Genomic DNA, 20,306 nt, shown 5'->3' with positions numbered 1-20,306 from the left:
AACACGCCAATCGCCAGGCTAGCGGCTCGCATTCATTTGCGCGTTCAGCTGGTCGTGCCGGGCCTGGATGTCGGGGGGCCAGCGGCTCTTGATGTAGGAGAGAACCGCGACGATCTCGGCGTCGCTGAGGACGCTGCCATAGGCGGGCATGTTGGAATAATACGGCTCGCCATTGCCGATCTGCTTCGGCGGGCCATCCTTCGTCAGCTGAAACAGGACGGCGTCCGGGTGGTGCCAGGTGTGGCCCGTTTCGTCATGAGGGGGTGCCGGCAGGCGTCCGTCCGGTCCGCGATCCCGCCAATTCGCCTGACCCTCGAGGGACGCTCCGTGGCAAGAGGCGCATTGGGCCGCGTAGATTGCGGCGCCCTCGGCGACCACCGCGGCATCCTGCGGATGGAGCGCGATGGACGGTGCCGGCTGAGGCCGCGACCACAACACGGCGCCGGCCACCGCCACGAGCCCGACCAACACGCCGATGCCGGCCATGATCAGGGGACGCTTCATACGCCCCTCCCCATCCGGGCGATGCTGGAATGCGACGGGAATCGCGATGGCGGTGACGGTCGACCGCACGCGGCAGGGTGGATGGGGTCGCCCGCGGCAGCGGCCGACATCACCCGGTTGGTCTTCGACAAGATGTTCACCTCCCTTTTGGAAAACATGGACACCGGCCGCCCCGTCACGTGACGGAACGGCGCGGCGTCGGGCTCTGAAGTCGGCGTCGGCCGACAGGGGCCGGACTCACCCCGGCGGCTAGCGCCGCGCGAGAAGAACGCCGATGAGCACACCGATGATGAGGATGGCGAGCGCCCACAACCAAGCGCCGCCACCCATGAAGCCCATGCCCCAGCCGTCCATGTGGAACCCCATGCGTCCCTCCCGGGTGAAGGTGAGCGTCTGCATTGACGCGTCCTGACGCGGCCGACGATCGCACGGCGACCCTCGGCGGCTTTGACATGTGTGTCCTCACGGTCATGCCCCGTCCGCCGCCTCAGCCGGGCCCCTCCGCGATCTCGACGAAGGTCATCATGCCTCCGGCCTGGTGCTCGATCATGTGGCAGTGGAGCATCCACCGGCCCTCCGCCTCCGCCACGAAGGCGATGGACAACCGGTCGTCCGAGGCCATGAGCGCGGTGTCCCGCCAGGGGCCGTCGACCGGGGTGCCGTTCCGCTCGATCTCGCGGAAATGCATGCCGTGGAGGTGCATGGCGTGCGGGAAGGCCGTGTCGTTGACCATGTCGATCACGACGGTCTCGCCGCGCCTCAACCTGGCGAGCGGAACGTCCATATCGCCGGCGACGCCGTTGAACGCCCAGACGCGGCCATTGGTGACGAGATCCTGCATGCCCATCATGCGACCGCCCATCATGGCGCCCCGCATCCGTCCCATCGCACCGCCTTCCATCGCCAGCGGGATGCGGCGGGCGTTTGCGCGGTCGAGGACGGGGCGCGCGTTCGCCGGGAGCGGCGCGACGGGGGTGCCCGCGAGACCGCTGCCCCCGGAGGAGGCTCCATAGATAAAGCGGCCGAGCCTGATTTCGTCGGTCAGGGTGTAGGCGCCGATCGCGTGGCTCGACCCCGGCGCGCCGACCGCATCGACGATGAGGTCGACCCGCTGGCCGGGGCCGATCATGAGCGGTTCGTCACCGAGGGCGCGCGGGGCCACGGGGTTGCCGTCCTCGGCGATCACCACGGGGTCGTGTCCGGAAAAGATCAGGGCGAAGATCTGCGCGTTGGCGACGTTGGCAAGCCGCAGCCGGACGCGTTCGCCGGCCGTTAAAGGGATCGCGGCATCCACCGCGTTGTTGATCGTCGCGACGGATCCGAGACGGCCGGCATGGGCCCATTCGTGCAGCGAGCCGAAATCGGTGTCGAGCCGGCCGTCCGGGGTGAGCACCCAGTCGTCGAGCACGAGGAGGACGTCCCGATCGACCTTCGGTGGGTCGGCCTCGTCGACGATGATGATCCCGTAGAGGCCGCGATCCTGCTGGTTCCAGCCGCGAAAATGCGTGTGGTACCAGTAGGTTCCGGCATCGTTGAGATCGAACGAATAGGTCATCGCGCGACCCGGCTCGACCGGCGCCTGCGTCAGCTGCGCCGCGCCGTCCATCGCGTTGGGCGGTCGCAGGCCGTGCCAGTGGACGGCGGTCGGCTCGTCGAGGCGGTTCTCGAACTCGACCTCCAGCCTGTCGCCCACGCTGTATCGCAGCAGCGGCCCCGGGACCGTGCCGTTATAGCTCCAAGTCTCGACCGGCCGTCCGGCGTTGGCAAAGGGCAGCGCCTGCTGGCCCACGGCCGCGACCAGGCGGGTCGGCGGGGTCATCGCGAGGGTCGGCCTCGCCAGGCAGAGGCTCGCAGCCCCGGTGGCTGCGCCGAACATCATGCTTCTCCGGCTGAGCGGAGCATCACATAGGAGTGAACGCATTGCGGTTTTCCATGGCCCGCACCGGATTTCCGGTCGGCCTAGAAAGGCGGGGCTTTCCCCGCAGAGCCGCCCCATGAGGGCGGACGCACAGTCTCACGCCGGCGAACATCCGGTGAGAGAGGCGGCTCGCGCATCCTGCCTGCCGCGAATGCGGCGCGCGGACGCTCAGAGCCGGACGGCGGAGGATCGTGGCGGGGGTGGGTCGCTCGGCGCCAGTGCGAGGGTCATGCTGGAGGCGATCCCCAGCGGCACGCGTGCCGCGTGGCCTGCCGTTCGCAGGAAAGGCGGTGCCTCTGCGGGAATGGCCGCGCCGCACACTCCAAGCCCGATGGCGCAGTCGTGCTGGCTCGGCGCCCCGTCCCGGCAGTGGCCCATGGGGCAAGGAGATTTGTCGGCCGGTGCCTCGGTCTGGGCGCCCGGAGCGCCGTCATGCGTCATCGCCATCGCGGCGTGCAGCATGCCCCTGGAGGGCGGCGCGCTCGTGACGAGCCCCGCCAAGACCAACACAGTGAGCAGCCAAGCGATCAGACGCATGTTTCATTGATGGCGGCGGCGAGACGCCGTGTCAACGCGAGGCGCCCGGCCGGAACTGTCGGCCGAATTCCAGGCCAAAGCCAGGTCGCGCCACGCGCGGCGCCGTCCGGTCGACCTCGCGGCACGTGTCGATTTTACCGCGTTGTGGACGTCAGACGAGCGCACCGCACATTGCGGCTTGTTCAATTCCCACGACGTGTTTAACTCGGCCGACCTTCCGGAGCCGCGTCCTGAATGCTCGTCCGCGTCATCTTTGCAGCCGTCCTGTCGATGGCCCTCGCCCTTGCCGGCGCGGGTCACGCGGTGCCTGCGAAAGCGGCCGACATGGGCATCGCCGCGCACATGGCGGGGCCGGACCAGCACCATGACGGTCATGCCGGCGGCCACGACACCGGTTCGCTCGCGGACAAGGCGGCGAAAGGCTGCTCAGATTCGGAGCATTGCGTCGGCTGTTCCGCGCACTGCCCCGCCATCGCCCTCGTCGATATCCGGACGGTGACGGGCGAAGCGCGTCTCGCCGTCCGCTTCGCGCCGCGACAGGATCGTGGCGAAGCCGGGCCCGTGTCACACGCGGAGCGTCCACCCCGAGCGATCTGACGGCTGGCGCGCGTCGTCGCGCCGACTTCTGCCTCCGATCAATCGACCCGGTACAATCATGCTTCGTCTCATCACGGGCGCGCTCGCCGCGTCGGTGGCCGGCTGCGGGAGTGCGACCTACGTCGCCGACCCGTTGCCGCCGGCCGCCGTGCCGACGCTCGCCGCCTATCATCCCGCGCCACCCGCGCCCACCGCCGGCTACACGCACCGTATGCCGGTCGAGCCCGACCCGCCCCCGTCTGCCCCGGCGGCCGAGGAAGGCTTCGCCCGGCCGAGGGTCGGCTCATGAGGCGCCTCGCCCATGTCGCGGGTGCGAGCGCTCTCGCGGGCCTCCTCGCCGGCTGTGTGTCGCCGGCCGAGTTCCCGGTCGATCGCGGCTTCGTCGAGGTCAGCAACGCCGCCCGTCCCGTCACCAAGACCGAGAGCAGCTGGGCGACCAACGCGGTGCAACAGGCCGAGACGGAGACCCGCGTCCGCGCCCTCGTCGCGGGCCGGACGATCGACATCGACACCGCCGTGAAGGTCGCGCTCCTCAACAATCGCGAGCTTCAGGCCGACTATGCCGACCTCGGCATCGCCTTCGCCGACCTCTGGCAGGAGAGCCTTCCGGTCAATCCGGCGGTGTCGGTGGGAACGAGCCTCAACGTCATGACGCAGGCGCTCGAAGGGCTCCTGATCGCGAACATCCTTTCGTACGCGACGCGGGAGCGGCGGGTCGCGATCGCCGAGACGCGGGCCCGGCAGGCGCAAAGCCGTGCCGTGGAGAAGACCCTCGCCCTGGCGCTCGAGACGCGCCGGGCATGGGTGGAGGCGGCGGCGGCATGGGGTGTCGTCGGCGAGCTCAACCAGGCGCTGACGGCTGCCGACGCGGCGGCCGAACTCAGCGTCGAGCTCGGTCGGACCGGCGCCTTCCCGAAGATCGAGCAGGCCCGGAACCAGGCCTTCTATGCCGAACTCACGGCCGAGAAGGCGCGGGCGGTGCTCGCCGCTCGCCTCGCCAAGGAGAAGCTCACCCGTCTCCTCGGCCTCTGGGGCGCCAACCTCACCTATGAAGTGCCGAACGGCCTTCCGTCGCTGCCGAGAGGCATCCGCGACGAGAGCGCGATCGAACGCGCGGCGCTGCAGAATCGCGTCGACCTCAAGATCGCCAAGCTGGAGCTCGAGGCCCTCGCGCGCAGCTACGGCCTCACCAAGGCGACGCGCTATCTGACGGACCTGCAGGTGGTGGCGGGCGTCGAATGGGAGCGGGAGGAATCGACCTCCGAGGACCACGGGAAGGAGGTGACGGAGGTCGAGCACCGCCTCACCCCGCGCCTCGAGGTCGAGTTCGAGATCCCGATCTTCGACACCGGCGCGGCGCGGATGCGCAAGGCCAATCTGGAGATCATGCGCGCCACCAACCTCCTCGCGGCGCGCGCCGTCGCTGTCCGCTCCGAGGCCCGCGCGGCGCACCTTTCCTATCGGGGAAGCTACGACATCGCGCGGCACTATCGCGACGCGGTGGTCCCGCTGAGGAAGGCCGTCGAGGACGAATCCCTCCTCAACTATAACGGCATGATCACGTCGACCTTCGACCTTCTGGCGGACACCCGCGCGCGTATCGAGAGCGCCCGCGCGGCGCTCGACGCGCGGCGCGACTTCTATCTCGCCGAGATCGACGTCACCGCCGCGATCTGGGGCGGCGGCGTCGCGGGCGCCGCTCCGGCAGAAACCGCCACAGCACAAGCCGAAGGAGCCGCAGAATGACCGGCCGCAACGTCTCGCGTCGCGCGGTGCTTGGCGCCGGCGCCGCCCTCGTCTCGACCGCAGCCTGGTCGAAGACGGCCAACATGGGCCTCCCCGACGCGCCGGTGATGGAGAGCGCCGCGACACAGGCGCCGCTCGCCCCGGCCGAGGGCCGTCCCTACCGCCCGGTCTGCACGCTGAACGGGTGGTCACTGCCGTTTCGCATGAACGGCGAGGTGAAGGAGTTCCACCTCGTCGCCGAGCCGGTCGAGCGGGAGCTGTCCGACGGAACGATCGCGCACCTGTGGGGCTATAACGGCCAGTCGCCGGGGCCGACCATCGAGGCGGTGGAGGGCGAGCGCGTTCGCATCTTCGTCACCAACCGGCTGCCGGAGCACACCTCGGTCCATTGGCACGGCCTCATCCTGCCGTGCGGCATGGACGGCGTGACCGGCCTCACCCAGCCCGGCATCCCGCCCGGCAAGACGTTCGTCTACGAGTTCACGCTGACGAAGTCCGGCACGCACATGTACCACCCGCACGGCGACGAGATGGTGCAGATGGCGATGGGCATGATGGGCTTCTTCGTCATCCACCCGAAAGACCCGGATTTCATGCGGGTCGACCGGGACTACGTCTTCCTGCTCTCCGCCTACGATATCGAGCCGGGCAGCTACATGCCGCGCGTCATGGAGATGACGGACTTCAACCTGTGGACCTTCAACTCCCGCGTCTTCCCCGGCATCGACCCGCTCGTCGCCGCGAAGGGGGACCGGGTGCGCGTGCGGGTCGGCAACCTCACCATGACCAACCACCCCATCCACATGCACGGCTACCATTTTGAGGTGACGGGCACGGACGGTGGCTGGGTGCGCCCGGAAGCGCGCTGGCCGGAGGTGACGATCGACATCCCCGTCGGCGCCATGCGCGCCTACGAGTTCGACGCGATCCACGAAGGCGACTGGGCGCTTCACTGCCACAAGTCGCACCACACCATGAACGCGATGGGTCACGACGTGCCGACCTTCATCGGCGCGGACAAGTCCGCGGTGGCACGCAAGATCCGCCTGGTGCAGCCCGAATACATGCCGATGGGCACCGAGGGCATGGCGGACATGGCGCAGATGTCGATGCCCCTGCCGGACAACACCGAGCCCATGATGGGCGGATGGGGCCCGTTCGGCTCGGTCGAAATGGGCGGCATGTTCACGGTGATGAAGGTCCGCGAGGGCCTCGCCGCGGACGACTATGCCGACCCCGGCTGGTTCGACCACCCGCCCGGCACCGTCGCCTACGAATGGACCGGCGCGCTGCCGGAGGCCGCCTCCGCCGCAGGCCCGTCGACCGTCGCGCCGGACGCACCGGTCAACCCCGCCGATCACCAGCACCACACCCCTCGCCCGGCGACGCCGCGCGGATAAACCCCTGAACAGGAAAACCCCATGATGAAACTGCCGATCTATGCCGCGCTCGTGGCGAGCCTCGTCTTCGCCGCCCCCGCCGCCCATGCCGATGCGACGAAGGGCGAGGTCACCAAGGTCGACACCCGCCGCAACCGTGTCACGATCAAGCACGGCCCGATCGTGAACCTCGACATGCCGGCGATGACGATGGTCTTCGAAGTGGCGGACCCGGCGATGCTGGAGAAGATGCCCGTCGGGAAGTCGATCACGTTCAACGTGGACCGGATCGAAGGCAAACTCACGATCATCGAGGTCGAATAGGCGCGGGCCGCGCGTCCCAAAAAAGGAGGAAACCATGAAAATCATGACACTCGTCCTGGCGGCGGCGCTCGCCGCCGCGCCGATGGCGGCATCCGCGCACTCGTCCTCCCAGCCCGGCACGCCCAAGGACGGTGAGACCCTCACCGTCGCGCCGAACCTCGTCCGCCTCAATTTCGGAGGCCCGATGCGGATCACGGTGCTCAAGCTCGTCGGGCCCGACGGGGAGGTCCCGTTGACGCGCACCGACGGCATGAAGCCCGTCACAACGCTGGAGGCGACGCCCAGCGGCGCCATGGCCCCCGGCGCCTACGAGATCGAGTGGCGGGGCATGGGCGCCGACGGTCACGTGATGGAGGGCACCGTCGACTTCACGATCGCCCCGTGAGCGACATCGACGGCTTCGCCCTCTTCGGGATCCTCGTGCGGGCCCTCGGCTACGCCGCGGGTCTTCTCTGCGTGGGCAGCGGGCTCTTCCTCGCCGCCTTCGGCCGTTGGGCATTCCCGGAGAGCAACGCGGCGGAGATGCGGCGCGTGATGGACAGGACCGCATGGGTCGGCGGCATCGCGGCGATCGTCGCCGCGGCCGCAACGCTCGCCGGCGTGTGCGTGCGGGCCGGCCACCTATCCGGCCTGGACCTCGCCGGCATGACGGACGCCATGATGCTGGAGATCGTCCTCGACGGTCCGGTGGGCACGGCGGTCGCGGTTCGCGTGGCCGGCCTCGCCGTGGCGCTCGTCGGGCTCTGCCTCTTTCGACGCGGCGTCGGGCGCGCCCTCTCGCTCGCCGGCGCGATCACGTACGCGCTCTCCTATGCGTTCGCCGGCCATGCGACCGAAGAGCCGCGATGGCTCCTCTCGATCGTGCTGACGGTGCATCTCGCGGCCATCGGCTTCTGGTTCGGCTCTCTCGCACCGCTCGCGATGATCGCGCGGCGCGCCTCGCTTCTCGACGCCGCCGCCATCCTCGACGCCTTCGGCCGTGCAGCCGTCTGGATCGTGGCGGCTCTGGTGACAGCCGGCGCAATTTTCGCGGCCTTTCTCGTCCGCGATCCGACGGGCCTCATCGAGAGCCCCTACGGCAGGCTCCTGGTGTTGAAGCTCGGCATCGTGACGGCCGTCCTCGCCCTGGCGGCACTCAACAAATTGCGGCTCGTCCCGTCATTGAACCGGGGAGAACCCGCCGCGCGCGACCACCTCGTCCGCTCGATCAGGCTGGAAGCGCTCGCCATCATCCTGGTCTTCGCGACCACCGCATTCCTGACATCGATGGCCACCCCGCCCGCCCGGATCGCCGCCACATCCGCGCGTTCATCGTGGCCGTGCGCATGCCCGAACCGATCCTTGCGCACGGATTCGGTGTCACCAACGCGGAGGGAGCTGACCGTATGAGGCTTCAGTTCTTTCCGCCGTAGACCGGGAAGATGCTCGCATCACCGTAGTCCTTGATGGACTCCGCGTTTTTCAGAGTCTCCATGTCGGCGTCAGAGATCTCGAAATCGACATCGGCGTTCGTGCGCATGTGATCCGGGTTCGCGGTCTTCGGCAGCGGCAGCAAGCCGAGCTCAAGGCAATAGCGGATGCAGAGCTGCGGAACGCTGACCTCGTACTTTGAGGCCATCGCGCCGATCTCGGCATTGTTCAGGATCTTCCCGTGGCCGACGGGCGAGTAGGCCTCGACAAGGATGCTGTTCCGCTCGCAGTCCGCGATCAGGTCGAACGGCGTGTTGCTGACGTGCGCGAGGATCTGGTTGACCATCGGCTTGATCGAGGCGTTTTCGAGAAGGTTGGCGAGGTCAGCCTTCTGGAAATTCGACACGCCGATCGCGCGGATCTTGCCGGCCTCATACGCCTCCTCGAGCGCCTTCCATGCCAAGAGGTTGCCTTCGAAGTGCCGGTCGGCCCCGCCGAATTCCGACCACGGCTGCGGGCTGTGGATGATCATGAGGTCGATATAATCGAGGCCGAGAGTCGCGAGCGACCCGTCGATCGACGCCTTCGCCCCGGCATGGTCCTTGATGCCGGCGTCGAGCTTCGTCGTCACGAACAGGTCGGCGCGCGGAACGCCGCAATCGCGAACGGCTTCGCCGACGCCACGCTCGTTCGCATAGGCCTGCGCCGTGTCGATATGCTGGTAGCCGAGGTCAACGGCGGTGCGCACCGCCTTGGCGACCGCGCCGTCGTCGATCATCCAGGTGCCGAGGCCGAGCTTCGGGATCTCGACCCCATTCGGCAGGGCGTATGTTTCGTTCAAGATCATTTTTTCGGACCTTTCTGACATGGCCTCGGCGCGCCGCGCGCCGCCAAGGCGCGATCGGGGGCCGCCATAGGCGGTCGTCGCCCGATCAGCGACGGAACGCGCCGCCGCCATCGCATCTGATGACCGGAAGATAGTCGTGGGATCTGTCCTGATTAGCGCGGCGCGGCCGCAGTGACTTATGAGTCCGAATCATAAGTCCGGGACCATCCACGGCGGCCCCGCTGAGCCATCGGGGCCAACCCGGTCGAGCCTTCCTAGGGCTCGAGGAGCAGACCGCTGGCGTCGCGGCAGTCCGCCAGAGCCGTGCAGAACCGCGCCACGAGCTTTGACCGGCGTTTGGGCGGGAACAGCAGCAGCGTGCGGAAGTGGACCGAGGGTTCGATGGTCTTGAGGACCAGCCCGCGTTCGACGGCGCCGACGGCCGTCACCGGATCGACGATCCCGCAGCCGACCCCGGCGAGCACCAGCGCGCAGACGGTGGAGGAGTACGCCGTCTCCACCACCACCCGCGGCGAGACGTTGTGGTCGGCAAACATCGCCTCCGCCTCGCGCCGCGTCGTGTCCTCCGGAGCGAGCGCCACGAACGGCAACCCGTCGAGGTCGGAGGGAGAGATCGCGTCGCGCGCGACGAGGGGGTGGCCCGGCGGCAGCGCCACCACGGCACGGATCCGGGCGAAGAATTCGGCCTCGACGCCGGTCGTGTCGACCTCGTCGGCGGCGATGGCGACGTCGAGCTGACCCGCCGCGACCATGTCCCGCAGCGCCGACGAGCCCATCACGAACAGCGAGACCGCGACGTCCGGCGCGGCGCGCGAGAACGCCGCGATCGCGCTCGGGACGAGATTGGTGCTGAACGCCGACAGGCAGCCGATGCGCAGGACGCCGGAACCGTAGTCCCGGATGCGCGCCGCTGCGCTGCGGAGCTTCGTGAGCCCGGCGAACGTCGCCTGCACTTCGGCGAAGAAGAGCTGCCCTTCGGCCGAGGGAACCAGGCGCCCTTTCTCCCGCTCGAACAGGGGGAAACCAACCGACCGCTCCAGCCCCGCGATCGCCTTGCTGACGGCCGGCTGCGAGATGCGCAAGATTTCGGCAGCCCGTGCCGTCGTCCCGAGCGTCATGACAGCTTGATAGGCTTCGAGTTGGCGGACGTCCAAAGGCTATAACCTACAGGAATTGAAAGGGGGAAAAGTAATATTGGATTGCGCCGGCTGAGGCGGTCAACATTCGGCACAACCAAGCCGGAGTTCCCCATGACCGACGACACGCGGTGCGTGACGCGCGTTCCCGTCAACCTCGACGGATACGACAGCCTCACGGTTCCGGTGCATCGCGCCTCCACGATCCGCTACGCCGACGCCGAATCCTTCACACGCCGGTTCGAGCGCGGCCCGGACGGGTACACGTACGGGCTCTACGGCACGCCGACCCATCGCCACCTCGAAATGAAGCTGACCGAGCTGGAGGGCGGGGTGCGCACCGTCCTCGCGCCATCGGGCCAGGCGGCGATCACGATGGCCTTCCTGACGATCCTCAAGACCGGCGATCGCGTGCTCTTGCCGGACACCGTCTACGGCCCCGTGCGTGACTTCGCGGCCCACGAACTCGCCGCGCTCGGCATCGCCGCGGAATATTACGACCCGTGCGATCTCGCCGCGCTGGCCCCGCGGGTGCCCGGCGCGACGCTCGTCTGGACGGAGTCGCCGGGTTCGCTGACGATGGAGATGCAGGACATCGCCGCGATCACGCAGATGGCGCACGCCGCGGGCGCGCTCGTCGGCAGCGACAACACGTGGGCGTCCCCGCTCACCTTCCGCCCGCTGGATCACGGGGTCGACCTCGTCGTCGAGGCGCTGAGCAAGCATTTCGGCGGCCATTCAGACGTCCTCATGGGGTCGGTCACCGTGCGCGACGAGGACCTCGGCCTCAGACTGAAGCGGGCCTTCGGCCGGCTCGGCATCGGCGTCTCGCCGGACGATTGCGCGCTGGTCTGCCGTGGCATCGACACGCTCGCCGTCCGCCTGGCGCGCGCGGCCGCGAGCGGGTTGACCGTCGCCCGCTGGCTGGCGCGGCAGCCCCATGTCGCGCGCATCCTCCACCCCGCCCTCCCCGGCGCGCCCGGCCACGATCTGTGGCGGCGCGATTTCACCGGCGCTGCGGGGGTCTTCAGCGTGGTCTTCTCGCCCGAAGCCTCGCCTCACCTCCTGCCCGCGCTCGACGCCCTCAGCCTCATCTCCATCGGTGCGTCCTGGGGCGGGACGAAGAGCCTTGTCGCGCCATCCGCCGTCCACCCGATGCGGACGGCGACGCGTTGGGATGGGCCGGAGCACGTCCTGCGCCTCAGCATCGGGATGGAGGATCCGCAGGATCTGATCGCGGATCTCGCCGCGTTCGTCGCGGCGCTGGACGCCCGCGCCGGGACCTCTCTGCGAGCGGCGGCCACATCATGAGTTTAGACCATGATCAAAGTCAAAAAAGTCAGTTGCGCCTTTGGCTTGATGCCACTTTTCTGAGCGTGCTTGCCGGCTGCGCAGTGGGTCGTCGCGACGAAGGCATGACGCCCATCGCGCATCACCGGGGCGGCCGTTTGGGGCTCGCCAGCCTCGAACACGTCCACAACAACGCGTTGTGGTCGCGGCCCGGCGGTTTGCGACGACAGGCGACCTGCGGGCTGTCCGCAGGTTTGCGCGACACCTTTAATCACCAGAACAGAGGAATGGAACCTTGATCCTCACGCGTCGAAACCTCGTTGGCGTCGCGCTTGTTGTCGGCGCGTTGTTCGGTTCCGGCAGCTTCGTCACCGAAGCTGTCGCGCAGGAGAAAGTCCTGCGCCTGCCGCTGGCGCGCACCGCCGGCAATCTCGACCCCCAGCGCTATGTCGGCATGTTCGCGGTCCAGGACATGGTCTTCGACCCGCTCGTCGACTACGTGCGCGGCGGTGAGATCGTCCCCGCGCTCGCCGAGTCCTGGGAGGTCTCCGAGGACGGCAAGACGATCACCTTCCATCTGCGCCCGAACGTCACCTTCACCGACGGCACGCCGTGGAATGCCGAGGCGATGACCTGGAATCTCGAGCGCTGGATGCCGAAGGAGGACTATAACTGGCTCGCGGTCGCCGCCAATTTCGACCGTCTCGAGACAATCGATGACCTCACCGTCGCCGTCCACTTCAAGGAGCGCGTGCCGACCGCGCTGACCGAGTTCGCCTACGTTCGCCCGGTGCGCTTTCTGAGCCCGAAATCGGTCGACAAGGACGGCGCCTATGTCGCCCCGGTCGGCACCGGCCCGTGGAAGGTCGCGAGCGAGACCGCCGGCTCGACCGAGCTCGTCCCGAACGAGAATTATTGGGGTGAGAAGATCGACCTCGACCGCGTCGTCCTCACCGTTCTGCCGGACGCCCGCAGCCGCCTGTCCGCGCTCCGCGCCGGCGAGATCGACGCGATCGGTGGCAACTTCATCGCCGCGCTCTCCCCGCAGGACGCGCTCACGCTGAAGTCGAGCGGCATGACGGTGGTGTCCGACGTCGGCGCCGACACGCTGGTGATGGGGTTCAATCCGAATCGCCCGCTGTTCCAGGACGTGAAGGTGCGCGAGGCGTTCAACCTCCTGATCGACCGTCCGGCCATCGCCAAGGTCATCATGAAGGACTACGCGACGCCGACCATGAACCTCTACCCGGACGTCGTGCCGAACTCGGGCACGCGCTACGAGGTGCCGGCGAAGGACGTCGAGCGGGCGAAGGCGCTGCTCGAGGAAGCCGGATGGACCGGAGACGGCGACACGCGCACGAAGGACGGCCAACCGCTCGATATCGAGATGCTGATCTCCGAGGACGCCGTGGCCGGCTCGCGCGAGATCGGCGAGGTGCTCCAGAACATGTTCGCCGAGGCGGGCATCAAGATGTCGCTGCGCAACGTCGACCACGCGGCGCGGCACGGCGAGATCCCGTCGATGCACTATGACGTCTCGCTGTTCATCACCAACGGCGCGCCCTACGACCCGTTCAACACGCTCGTCCAGATGTTCGATTCGACCATCCAGGCGGGCACCGACGGCAAGATCTACATGTCGACCGAGCTCGACCCGCTGATCCAGGCCGCCGTCACCGCGTCTGACGCCGAGCAGGCCGCCAAGTTCCAGGCGGTGTACGACTGGCTGCACGACAACTGGGCCATCGCGCCGATCTTCCACAAATCCCGGATCTGGGCGCACGGCGACAACATCCGCACCTTCGTGGTCCCGCCCACCGAGTACGAGATGCCGCTCACCGGCCTCGTTGTTGCGGACTGACCTGCCGCGGCGGGGGGCAGCCCCCGCCGCGCTCTCTTCAATTTCGCGGAGTGCCCCATGCTGCGGCTGGTCGTAAACCGAATCGCGTCGGCGATCGTCCTGATCGTCATCGCGTCCGTGTTCTCCTTCATCCTCATCGCCGCCTTCCCCGGCAACATCGCCGCGCTCATCGCTGAGCTTCGCGGCGGCTTCGTCAGCCAGGAGGTCGTCGACCAGGTGGCGCGCGAGTACCGCCTCGATCAGCCGATGATCGTGCGGTACGGCTACTGGGTCGGCGACGTGCTTCAGGGAGATCTCGGCCATTCGCTGCGAACCGGCGAACCGGTCGCCGAGGCGCTCGCCGAGCGTGGCGTCGCGACGCTGACGCTCGTCGCAGGCGGCAGCCTCGTCGCACTGATCGTCGCGTTCAGCCTCGCCTTCTGCGGCGCCGCGTGGCCGGGTGGCGCCGTCGACCGGCTGCTGCGCGCCTTTGCCCTCGTCAGCATCTCGACGCCGAAATTCTTTCTCGCCGCTCTGCTCATCTACGCGTTCGGCGTGACGCTGAACCTGCTCCCGACATTCGGCTTCAGGGGTCCGGCGTCCTGGATCCTGCCCTCGATCGCCATGGGGCTGCTGCCTGGCGCCGTGCTCTCGCGCGTGGCCCGCGTGTCGCTGGAGGACGCGATGAGCCGCCCCTACGTCATCACCGCCTTGTCGAAGGGGATGAGCCGCCGCCGGATCCTTTTGGTCGACGCCCTTCCGAACATCGTGCCGGTCGTCGTCACCGCGTTCGGCATGGAGTTCGCCTTCATGGCGCAATCGGCGATCCTGATCGAGCCGATCTTCGCCTGGCAGGGCTTCGGGAACTACTTCGTCGAGGCGGCGCGCTTCCGGGATATTCCCGTGCTGCAGTCCTGCCTGATGATCTTTTCCGTCCTCTTCATCGTCGTGAATCTGATCGTCGACCTGTCGGTGATGGCGATCAACCCGATGCAGCGTCGCACAAGGACCGCCTGATGCTTGCCCGAACCCTCTCGAAACTGAAGATTCTCGGGCCGCTCGGGATCGCCATCGTCGGCTTCTTCATCTTCATCGCGGTGTTCGGCGATTTCATCTCGCCCTACGACCCGAACCGGCAAGACCTGATGAGCGCCGACCAGACCTTCAGCTGGGAGCACCCGCTCGGCACCGACAATCTCGGCCGCGACACCTTGAGCCGGCTCATCAAGGGGGCGCAGACGACCCTCGTCGGCGTGTTCCTCGTGCTGTGCATGGCCGGCAGCGTCGGCCTCACGATCGGCACGATCTCGGGCTATTTCGGCGGCTGGGTCGACGAAATCTTCATGCGCATCATCGACTTCGGCCTTTCGGTGCCCTCTCTCGTCGTGGCGCTCGCGATCGTCGGCGTGTTCGGTCCGAGCTACTGGAACATGATCATCGCCCTCGCGATCGCCTGGGTGCCGATCTATGCGCGACTGACGCGCGGGGTCGTCGCGGCCGCGGTGCAGCAACCGCATATTGAGAGCCTCTGGGTGCTCGGCGCGAGCCGGCCGAGGATCATCACCCGCCACCTCGCGCCCGAGGCGCTCGGCGCAGTGCTCATCTACGCCAGCGCCGATGCCGGCAAGCTCGCGCTCGCCATCGCCAACCTGTCCTTCCTCGGAATGGGCGTCCAGCCGCCGACCGCGGAATGGGGGCAGATGCTGGTGTCGGCGCTCCCCTATCTGGAGCAGAGCCCGCGTCAGGTCATCCTGCCCGGCATCGCGTTGACGCTGATGGTCGTCGGCTTCAATCTCCTCGGCGAGTCGATTGCCCTGTCCAAATCGCCGAAGCCGCTGTCGGCGCGTGCGCTGGCCCGCGCCAAGGCGATCTTCGCCAAGGAGGCCGTCGCGTGAACCCCGTCATCGACGTCACCGACCTCACGATCGACCTCTACACTCCGCGCGCCACCGTGCGTGCCGTCGACGGTGTGTCCTACTCCGTCTCCGAGGGAGAGGTGCTCGCGGTCGTCGGCGAGAGCGGCAGCGGCAAGACCGTGATGAACATGGCCCCGCTCGGCCTGCTGCCGCGCGGTGTCACCGCCGACATAAAGGGCAGCGTGCGGTTCGGCGACGTCGACCTCCTGCGTGCCGACGAGCCGACCCTGCGCCGGATGCGCGGCGGCGGGATCGGGGTGGTGTTCCAGGATCCCTTGTCCTCGCTCAACCCCTCGCGGAAGATCGGCCGGCAGATCGCCGAAGTGATCGAGAAGCACCGCGGACTCGGACCGAAGGCCGCCGCGGCACAGGCGGCGGACCTGATGGCGCTCGTCGGGATCTCCGATCCGAAACGCCGGCTGACCCAATACCCGCACGAACTCTCCGGCGGGATGCGCCAACGCATCGGCATCGCGATGGGGATCGCCGGCGAACCGCGCCTCCTCATTGCCGACGAGCCGACCACCGCGCTCGACGTGACGGTGCAGGCGCAGATCATGGATCTCCTGCGCGATATCCAGGCGCGGCTCAAAATGGCGATTGTCATCGTGACGCACGACATGGGCGTCGTCTCGACCCTCGCGACCACGGTGGCGGTGATGTACGCCGGGCGGGTCGTCGAAGCCGGGCCGGTGCGCGACGTGCTCCTCGAGCCGCGCCATCCCTACACCGCCGGCCTTCTGCGCTCCGTGCCGACGCTGCGCGGACCGCTCGACGCGCCGTTCCGCGGCCTTGGCGGCACCCCGCCGGACCTTTCGAAGCCGCGTCCGGGCTGTGCCTTCGCGCCGCGCTGTGAGTTCGCGCTGCCGGATTGTCGCGACAAGCGCCCGACGCTGATCGACCTCGGCGCCGGCCGCAGCGCCGCCTGCCCCGTTCGCGCGCCCTCCCCCGTTGCACCCGTGCTGGAGCACGCCCGATGACCTTGCTCGCCGTCGAGAACCTCGTCACCTGGTTTCGCGACCGCACCACGGGCGAGGAGGTGCGCGCCTGCGACGGGGTCAGCCTCACGCTCGGCGCGGGTGAGATCGTCGGCCTCGTGGGCGAATCGGGCTGCGGGAAGTCCACGCTCGGGCGCAGCATCGTCGGGTTGGAGCGGCCGCGGTCCGGGCGGATCGTCTACAAGGGCGTCGATCTCCTGACCCTGTCGACGCGTGAACAGCGCAAGGCGCGGCGCTCGGTCCAGTTCATCTTCCAGGACCCGTACTCGTCGCTCTCGTCGCGCCAGACCATCGGCGAGGCGATCGACGAGGCGCTCGTCATCAATGGCGAGGGCAATGCCAAGGCGCGGACGGCGCGGACCGGCGAGCTGCTCGACGCGGTCGGCCTGACGCCGCAGATGGCGACGCGCTATGCCCGCGAGATGTCCGGCGGCCAGCGCCAGCGCGTCTGCATCGCCCGATCGCTCGCGGCCGATCCGGAGGTGCTGATCTGCGACGAGCCGGTCTCCTCGCTCGACGTCTCGATCCGCGCGCAGATCATGAACCTCTTCCTCAAGCTGCGGGACGAGATGGGCATGTCGTGCCTGCTCATCGCGCACGACCTCGCGGTGGTGCGGCAAGCGGCGAAGCGGGTCTATGTGATGTATCTCGGCCGCATCGTCGAGGAAGGGGCGAGCCGCGATGTGTATGCGGACCCCGCCCATCCCTACACGCAGTCGCTGATCTCCGCCGTGCCGGATCCCAACCCCGACATCGAACGCGAGCGCCCGCACATCATCCTGAAGGGTGAGCTGCCGAGCCCGGTCAACCCGCCCTCCGGCTGCCGGTTCCGCACGCGATGCCCGAGCGCGGTGGATGTCTGCGCGACGCCGCCGCCCCTCAGAACGCCGAATCCTGGTCAGATCGCGGCGTGCCACTTCGCGCCGGAGCGCGCGTCGGCCGCCTGACCGGCGGCGACGGCGTCAAAAAAGCCGGTGGCCCCACGCGGGACCACCGGCTTTTTGCCGGCCGCTCAGATCGCGGCGGTGAACTGGATCTCGACCGCGATCTCCGGAAGCCCGAGGGTGGCGGCCACCGTCGCCCGCGCCGGCGCTGCCGCGCCATCGAGCCAGGTGATCCAAGCCTCGTTCATCGCGTCCCAGTCGGCGATGTCGCGCAGGTAGATGTGCGCGAGCAGCACCTTCGTCCGGTCCGTGCCGACGGTGGCGAAAAGCTGATCCGCCTTGGCGAGCACCTGCGCGGTCTGCTCTTTGGTGCCGACGGTCTTGTCGTCGGCGGTCAGGCCGGACAGGTAGGCCGTGCCGTTGTGGACGACGACGCGGCTCAGCTTCGGGTTCGTCTCGTAGCGTTCGATGCTCATCCGGTTCTGCTTTCTGTCCGTCAGGCGACCGCGCGCCGCGGCGTGCCGGAATTGCCGGTCGCGAAGAAGCGCGAGGGGCGGAAGCTCTCCATCTCCGCGTGCGTCCTGCCACGCACGACTTCATCGGCGACGACCTTGCCGAGCTGCGGCGCGATGGTCGCCCCGCTGTGCGTCACCGCGACGGAGTAGCCGCTGATCCCCGGCATCTCGCCGGCGCAGGTGAGGCCGTCCGCCGGGATCGGCCGCACCGTTGAGCGGATCGCCTCGATCGGGACCATCTCAAGCCCGGTCAGGACCGCACGGGCCGCTTCCAGCAACGCGGTCGCCTCGGGCCCGTCCGTCGCCAGCGTCTGCGGTTCGGACAGCGTGTCGTCGACGGAGACCTTGTGGATCATGATGCGGCCCGCGCCGTCCGGGCGCATGTCGAGATCGTCGGCGTGGACGTGGCTGCGCAGCGTCAGCGCGACGGGCGGCGTGAAGGCGAGCACGCCGACGGTGGAGGCGAGCGGCAGCGCCGGTGCGTCCCCGAGTTCCAGGCCCGACAGGCCGCCCGTGCAATTCACGACATGGTCGGCCGCGATCTGCGTCCCGTCGGCGGTTCGCACGCCGACCACGCGGCCGTTCTGCGTCTCGACGGCCACCACGCGGGCGCCCGTGAACACCTCCGCGCCCCAGCGGGACGTCGCGGCCCGGATGAGCCAGGCCGAATAGAGGGCCGGGTCCACCCACCCCTCTTCGGCGAAATAGGCGATCGGTCCCTCGCCGGTCGCGGTGACGTCGGGCTCCATCCTGGCGACCGTCTCGCGGTCGACCCACTCGACGCCGTAGCCCCATTCGGAGATCTGCCGCACGTCCTCCTCAAACGCCGCGATCCCGGCCGGTGTCGTGCGCCACTCGAACCCGCCGCTCTGGAAGAACCACGGCGCGTCGGGGAAGTCCCGCTTCAGCTCGAGGTGGGCGCGCATGCCCGCCACATTGAGCGCGAAATAGGCGCGAGGCCGTTTGCCCGTCGCATTCGTCCAGGCGAAGCTGACCGTCGACGTCCCACCGGCGATTCTGCCGGCTTCCAGAAGAACGACTTTCGCGCCCGCTTTGGCGCATTCGTAGGCGACTGAAGTTCCGACGATGCCCGAGCCGATGACGACGACACGCATGGTGATTGACCTCCGGGTCATGTGCGATGCCGGCCCCCGCGATCGACGATCCCGGATGATGTGGCGGCACGGGGAACGGGTTGCTGGTGTTTGGGTGGACGCTGCGCGCGAGCGGCAGAGGGTGATGAAGATCCGACGCGGTCGGCACTCGCACGCACACCGCGATGCACGCAAGCTCGCAACAGCGTCGGTTGGGAGTCAATTGAACGCGACGCGTCCGGTGCTTGCCTGAAGTTATGACCTTGATGCAGGCGCCGCGTTACATGAACACGCCACGTGAACTCGGCGCGAAAGGTTATCAAATCTCCGGCCTAGACGGAGGCGGACGGCTGTTAGGGTCGTGCGGTGACGCAACCGGACCTGCACATGATCGAAGACGCGGTGGATGGCCTCCTGCTGATCGACGAGGCGACGATCCGCGCGGTGGTGACGCCGGGCCTTGCCTTCGAGGCCGCGGGGGCGGCGTTGCGCAAGACCTCGAACGGCATCGCGGAACAGGACATCCGGCGCACGTTGCCGTTGCCCGGCGGCGCGGGGAGCTGCCTGTCGCTCATGGCCGGCATCCTCGCCGATCAGCCGCGCTTCGGGGCGAAGGTCCTGTCGGTCTTTCCCGACAATTTCGCGCATGGCCTCGCGTCGCATCGCGGCGTCATCGTGCTCTTCGACAGGACGCACGGCCGGCCCGTCGCTCTCCTTGATGGCGGGGCGCTGACGCAGTGGCGCACCGCGGCCGCGAGCGCCGTCGCCACCGACGCGCTCGCCCGCCCCGACAGCGCGATGCTGTGCGTCCTCGGCTACGGCGAGCAGGCACGCCGCCACGTCGAGGCGATCGCGAAGGTGAGGCCGATCCGATCCCTGCGCGTGTGGGGCCGCGACCCCGCCAAGGCCGCCCGGTTCGCGGACGATCACGCTGTGCTCGATGCCCGCCCGGTCGCCGACGCGCGCGAGGCCGTCGCCGATGCCGACATCATCTGCACCGCGACCTCTTCCGAGACGCCCGTTCTCTTCGGCGACTGGCTGCCCGAGGGTGTCCACATCAACGCCGTCGGCGCCAGCGTCCCGGCCTGCCGCGAGCTCGATGCCGTGTGCGTGCGCCGCGCCCGCGTCTTCGTCGACTGGCGCACGATGGCGCTTGCCGCTGCGGCCGAGCTGATCGAGGCGGGGGAAGCCTCCATCGAGGCCGAGATCGGCGCGGTGCTCGAGGGGACGGCGCCCGGCCGCCGCGAGCGGTCCGACATCACGATCTACCGCTCGCTCGGCGTGCCGGCGCAGGACATCGAGCTCGCCAACCTCGTCTACGCCGAGGCGCTCCGCGCCGGGCTCGGCACCACCACCGACTTCAGGATGTGA

General features: G+C 68.6%; 22 protein-coding genes. 15 read left to right on the top strand and 7 right to left on the bottom strand.

The features are described 5' to 3' along the window. Positions 1 to 18: 18 nt before the first annotated feature. From DBV35_RS00420 to DBV35_RS00415, 3 genes are all read right to left on the bottom strand, one after another. Entirely contained in the window at positions 19 to 504 is a 486-nt protein-coding gene (locus DBV35_RS00420; protein WP_108658292.1) for a c-type cytochrome, read from the bottom strand. A gap of 249 nt (positions 505 to 753) precedes the next feature. Next, positions 754 to 903, bottom strand: coding sequence for a hypothetical protein (locus tag DBV35_RS30055; protein ID WP_157961507.1), 150 nt, complete (start codon positions 901 to 903; stop codon positions 754 to 756). Between the two features lie 88 nt (positions 904 to 991). Beyond that, complete coding sequence (locus DBV35_RS00415; protein ID WP_170134853.1) at positions 992 to 2,380, bottom strand: multicopper oxidase family protein; 1,389 nt, start codon at positions 2,378 to 2,380, stop codon at positions 992 to 994. An 813-nt stretch (positions 2,381 to 3,193) separates the two neighbouring features. Here DBV35_RS00415 and DBV35_RS00405 point away from each other — a divergent pair. The 7 genes from DBV35_RS00405 to DBV35_RS00375 are packed head-to-tail and all read left to right on the top strand — an operon-like array spanning position 3,194 to position 8,394. Continuing rightward, entirely contained in the window at positions 3,194 to 3,556 is a 363-nt protein-coding gene (locus tag DBV35_RS00405; protein ID WP_108658289.1) for a hypothetical protein, read from the top strand. Positions 3,557 to 3,614: 58 nt separating this feature from the next. Next, a complete protein-coding gene (locus DBV35_RS00400; protein WP_108658288.1) occupies positions 3,615 to 3,845 on the top strand; it encodes a hypothetical protein in 231 nt (76 codons plus the stop codon). Then, positions 3,842 to 5,302 carry a TolC family protein gene (locus DBV35_RS00395; protein WP_108658287.1) on the top strand — a complete coding sequence of 487 codons (1,461 nt, stop codon included), beginning with the start codon at positions 3,842 to 3,844 and terminating at the stop codon, positions 5,300 to 5,302. Before DBV35_RS00400 ends, DBV35_RS00395 begins: the two co-directional genes overlap by 4 nt. Next, on the top strand, positions 5,299 to 6,702 hold the full coding sequence (locus DBV35_RS00390; protein ID WP_108658286.1) for a multicopper oxidase family protein: 1,404 nt from the start codon (positions 5,299 to 5,301) through the stop codon (positions 6,700 to 6,702). Before DBV35_RS00395 ends, DBV35_RS00390 begins: the two co-directional genes overlap by 4 nt. Positions 6,703 to 6,723: 21 nt before the next feature. After that, complete coding sequence (locus tag DBV35_RS00385; RefSeq protein WP_245943793.1) at positions 6,724 to 7,005, top strand: copper-binding protein; 282 nt, start codon at positions 6,724 to 6,726, stop codon at positions 7,003 to 7,005. Positions 7,006 to 7,039: 34 nt separating this feature from the next. After that, positions 7,040 to 7,390 (top strand): copper resistance CopC family protein, encoded by a 351-nt coding sequence (locus tag DBV35_RS00380; RefSeq protein WP_108658285.1) that lies wholly within the window; start codon positions 7,040 to 7,042, stop codon positions 7,388 to 7,390. Further along, positions 7,387 to 8,394 (top strand): CopD family protein, encoded by a 1,008-nt coding sequence (locus DBV35_RS00375; protein ID WP_108658284.1) that lies wholly within the window; start codon positions 7,387 to 7,389, stop codon positions 8,392 to 8,394. Before DBV35_RS00380 ends, DBV35_RS00375 begins: the two co-directional genes overlap by 4 nt. Before the next feature lie 4 nt (positions 8,395 to 8,398). Here the strand turns inward: DBV35_RS00375 and DBV35_RS00370 are convergent, their stop codons facing one another. Then, positions 8,399 to 9,262 (bottom strand): aldo/keto reductase, encoded by an 864-nt coding sequence (locus DBV35_RS00370; RefSeq protein WP_108658283.1) that lies wholly within the window; start codon positions 9,260 to 9,262, stop codon positions 8,399 to 8,401. Positions 9,263 to 9,516: 254 nt separating this feature from the next. Beyond that, positions 9,517 to 10,416: a LysR substrate-binding domain-containing protein gene (locus tag DBV35_RS00365; RefSeq protein ID WP_108658282.1), complete on the bottom strand. Its 900-nt coding sequence runs from the start codon at positions 10,414 to 10,416 to the stop codon at positions 9,517 to 9,519. Between the two features lie 96 nt (positions 10,417 to 10,512). Here DBV35_RS00365 and DBV35_RS00360 point away from each other — a divergent pair, with 96 nt between their 5' ends. Genes DBV35_RS00360 through DBV35_RS00335 form a run of 7 tightly spaced genes read left to right on the top strand, consistent with a single transcriptional unit; the run spans position 10,513 to position 17,389 of the window. Beyond that, positions 10,513 to 11,709, top strand: coding sequence for a trans-sulfuration enzyme family protein (locus DBV35_RS00360; protein WP_108658281.1), 1,197 nt, complete (start codon positions 10,513 to 10,515; stop codon positions 11,707 to 11,709). Continuing rightward, positions 11,706 to 11,987, top strand: coding sequence for a hypothetical protein (locus tag DBV35_RS30050; protein WP_157961506.1), 282 nt, complete (start codon positions 11,706 to 11,708; stop codon positions 11,985 to 11,987). The genes DBV35_RS00360 and DBV35_RS30050 overlap by 4 nt, the downstream gene beginning before the upstream one ends. Continuing rightward, positions 11,984 to 13,549, top strand: coding sequence for an ABC transporter substrate-binding protein (locus DBV35_RS00355; RefSeq protein WP_108658280.1), 1,566 nt, complete (start codon positions 11,984 to 11,986; stop codon positions 13,547 to 13,549). Before DBV35_RS30050 ends, DBV35_RS00355 begins: the two co-directional genes overlap by 4 nt. Positions 13,550 to 13,606: 57 nt before the next feature. Further along, positions 13,607 to 14,545 (top strand): ABC transporter permease, encoded by a 939-nt coding sequence (locus DBV35_RS00350; RefSeq protein WP_108658279.1) that lies wholly within the window; start codon positions 13,607 to 13,609, stop codon positions 14,543 to 14,545. Then, positions 14,545 to 15,423 carry an ABC transporter permease gene (locus DBV35_RS00345; RefSeq protein ID WP_108658278.1) on the top strand — a complete coding sequence of 293 codons (879 nt, stop codon included), beginning with the start codon at positions 14,545 to 14,547 and terminating at the stop codon, positions 15,421 to 15,423. The genes DBV35_RS00350 and DBV35_RS00345 overlap by 1 nt, the downstream gene beginning before the upstream one ends. Continuing rightward, complete coding sequence (locus DBV35_RS00340) at positions 15,420 to 16,424, top strand: ABC transporter ATP-binding protein (protein ID WP_108658277.1); 1,005 nt, start codon at positions 15,420 to 15,422, stop codon at positions 16,422 to 16,424. The genes DBV35_RS00345 and DBV35_RS00340 overlap by 4 nt, the downstream gene beginning before the upstream one ends. Next, a complete protein-coding gene (locus tag DBV35_RS00335) occupies positions 16,421 to 17,389 on the top strand; it encodes an ABC transporter ATP-binding protein (RefSeq protein ID WP_108658276.1) in 969 nt (322 codons plus the stop codon). The genes DBV35_RS00340 and DBV35_RS00335 overlap by 4 nt, the downstream gene beginning before the upstream one ends. A gap of 65 nt (positions 17,390 to 17,454) precedes the next feature. Here the strand turns inward: DBV35_RS00335 and DBV35_RS00330 are convergent, their stop codons facing one another. Both DBV35_RS00330 and DBV35_RS00325 read right to left on the bottom strand, forming a co-directional pair. Further along, entirely contained in the window at positions 17,455 to 17,802 is a 348-nt protein-coding gene (locus DBV35_RS00330) for a RidA family protein (protein ID WP_108658275.1), read from the bottom strand. A gap of 20 nt (positions 17,803 to 17,822) precedes the next feature. After that, positions 17,823 to 18,956: an NAD(P)/FAD-dependent oxidoreductase gene (locus DBV35_RS00325; protein ID WP_108658274.1), complete on the bottom strand. Its 1,134-nt coding sequence runs from the start codon at positions 18,954 to 18,956 to the stop codon at positions 17,823 to 17,825. Between the two features lie 366 nt (positions 18,957 to 19,322). Here DBV35_RS00325 and DBV35_RS00320 point away from each other — a divergent pair, with 366 nt between their 5' ends. Continuing rightward, positions 19,323 to 20,306, top strand: coding sequence for an ornithine cyclodeaminase family protein (locus DBV35_RS00320; protein WP_108660476.1), 984 nt, complete (start codon positions 19,323 to 19,325; stop codon positions 20,304 to 20,306).

This window comes from Acuticoccus kandeliae (assembly GCF_003073115.1).
The sequence above is the reverse complement of the archived record's forward strand: the minus strand, read 5'-3'. Positions and strand labels throughout refer to the sequence as shown.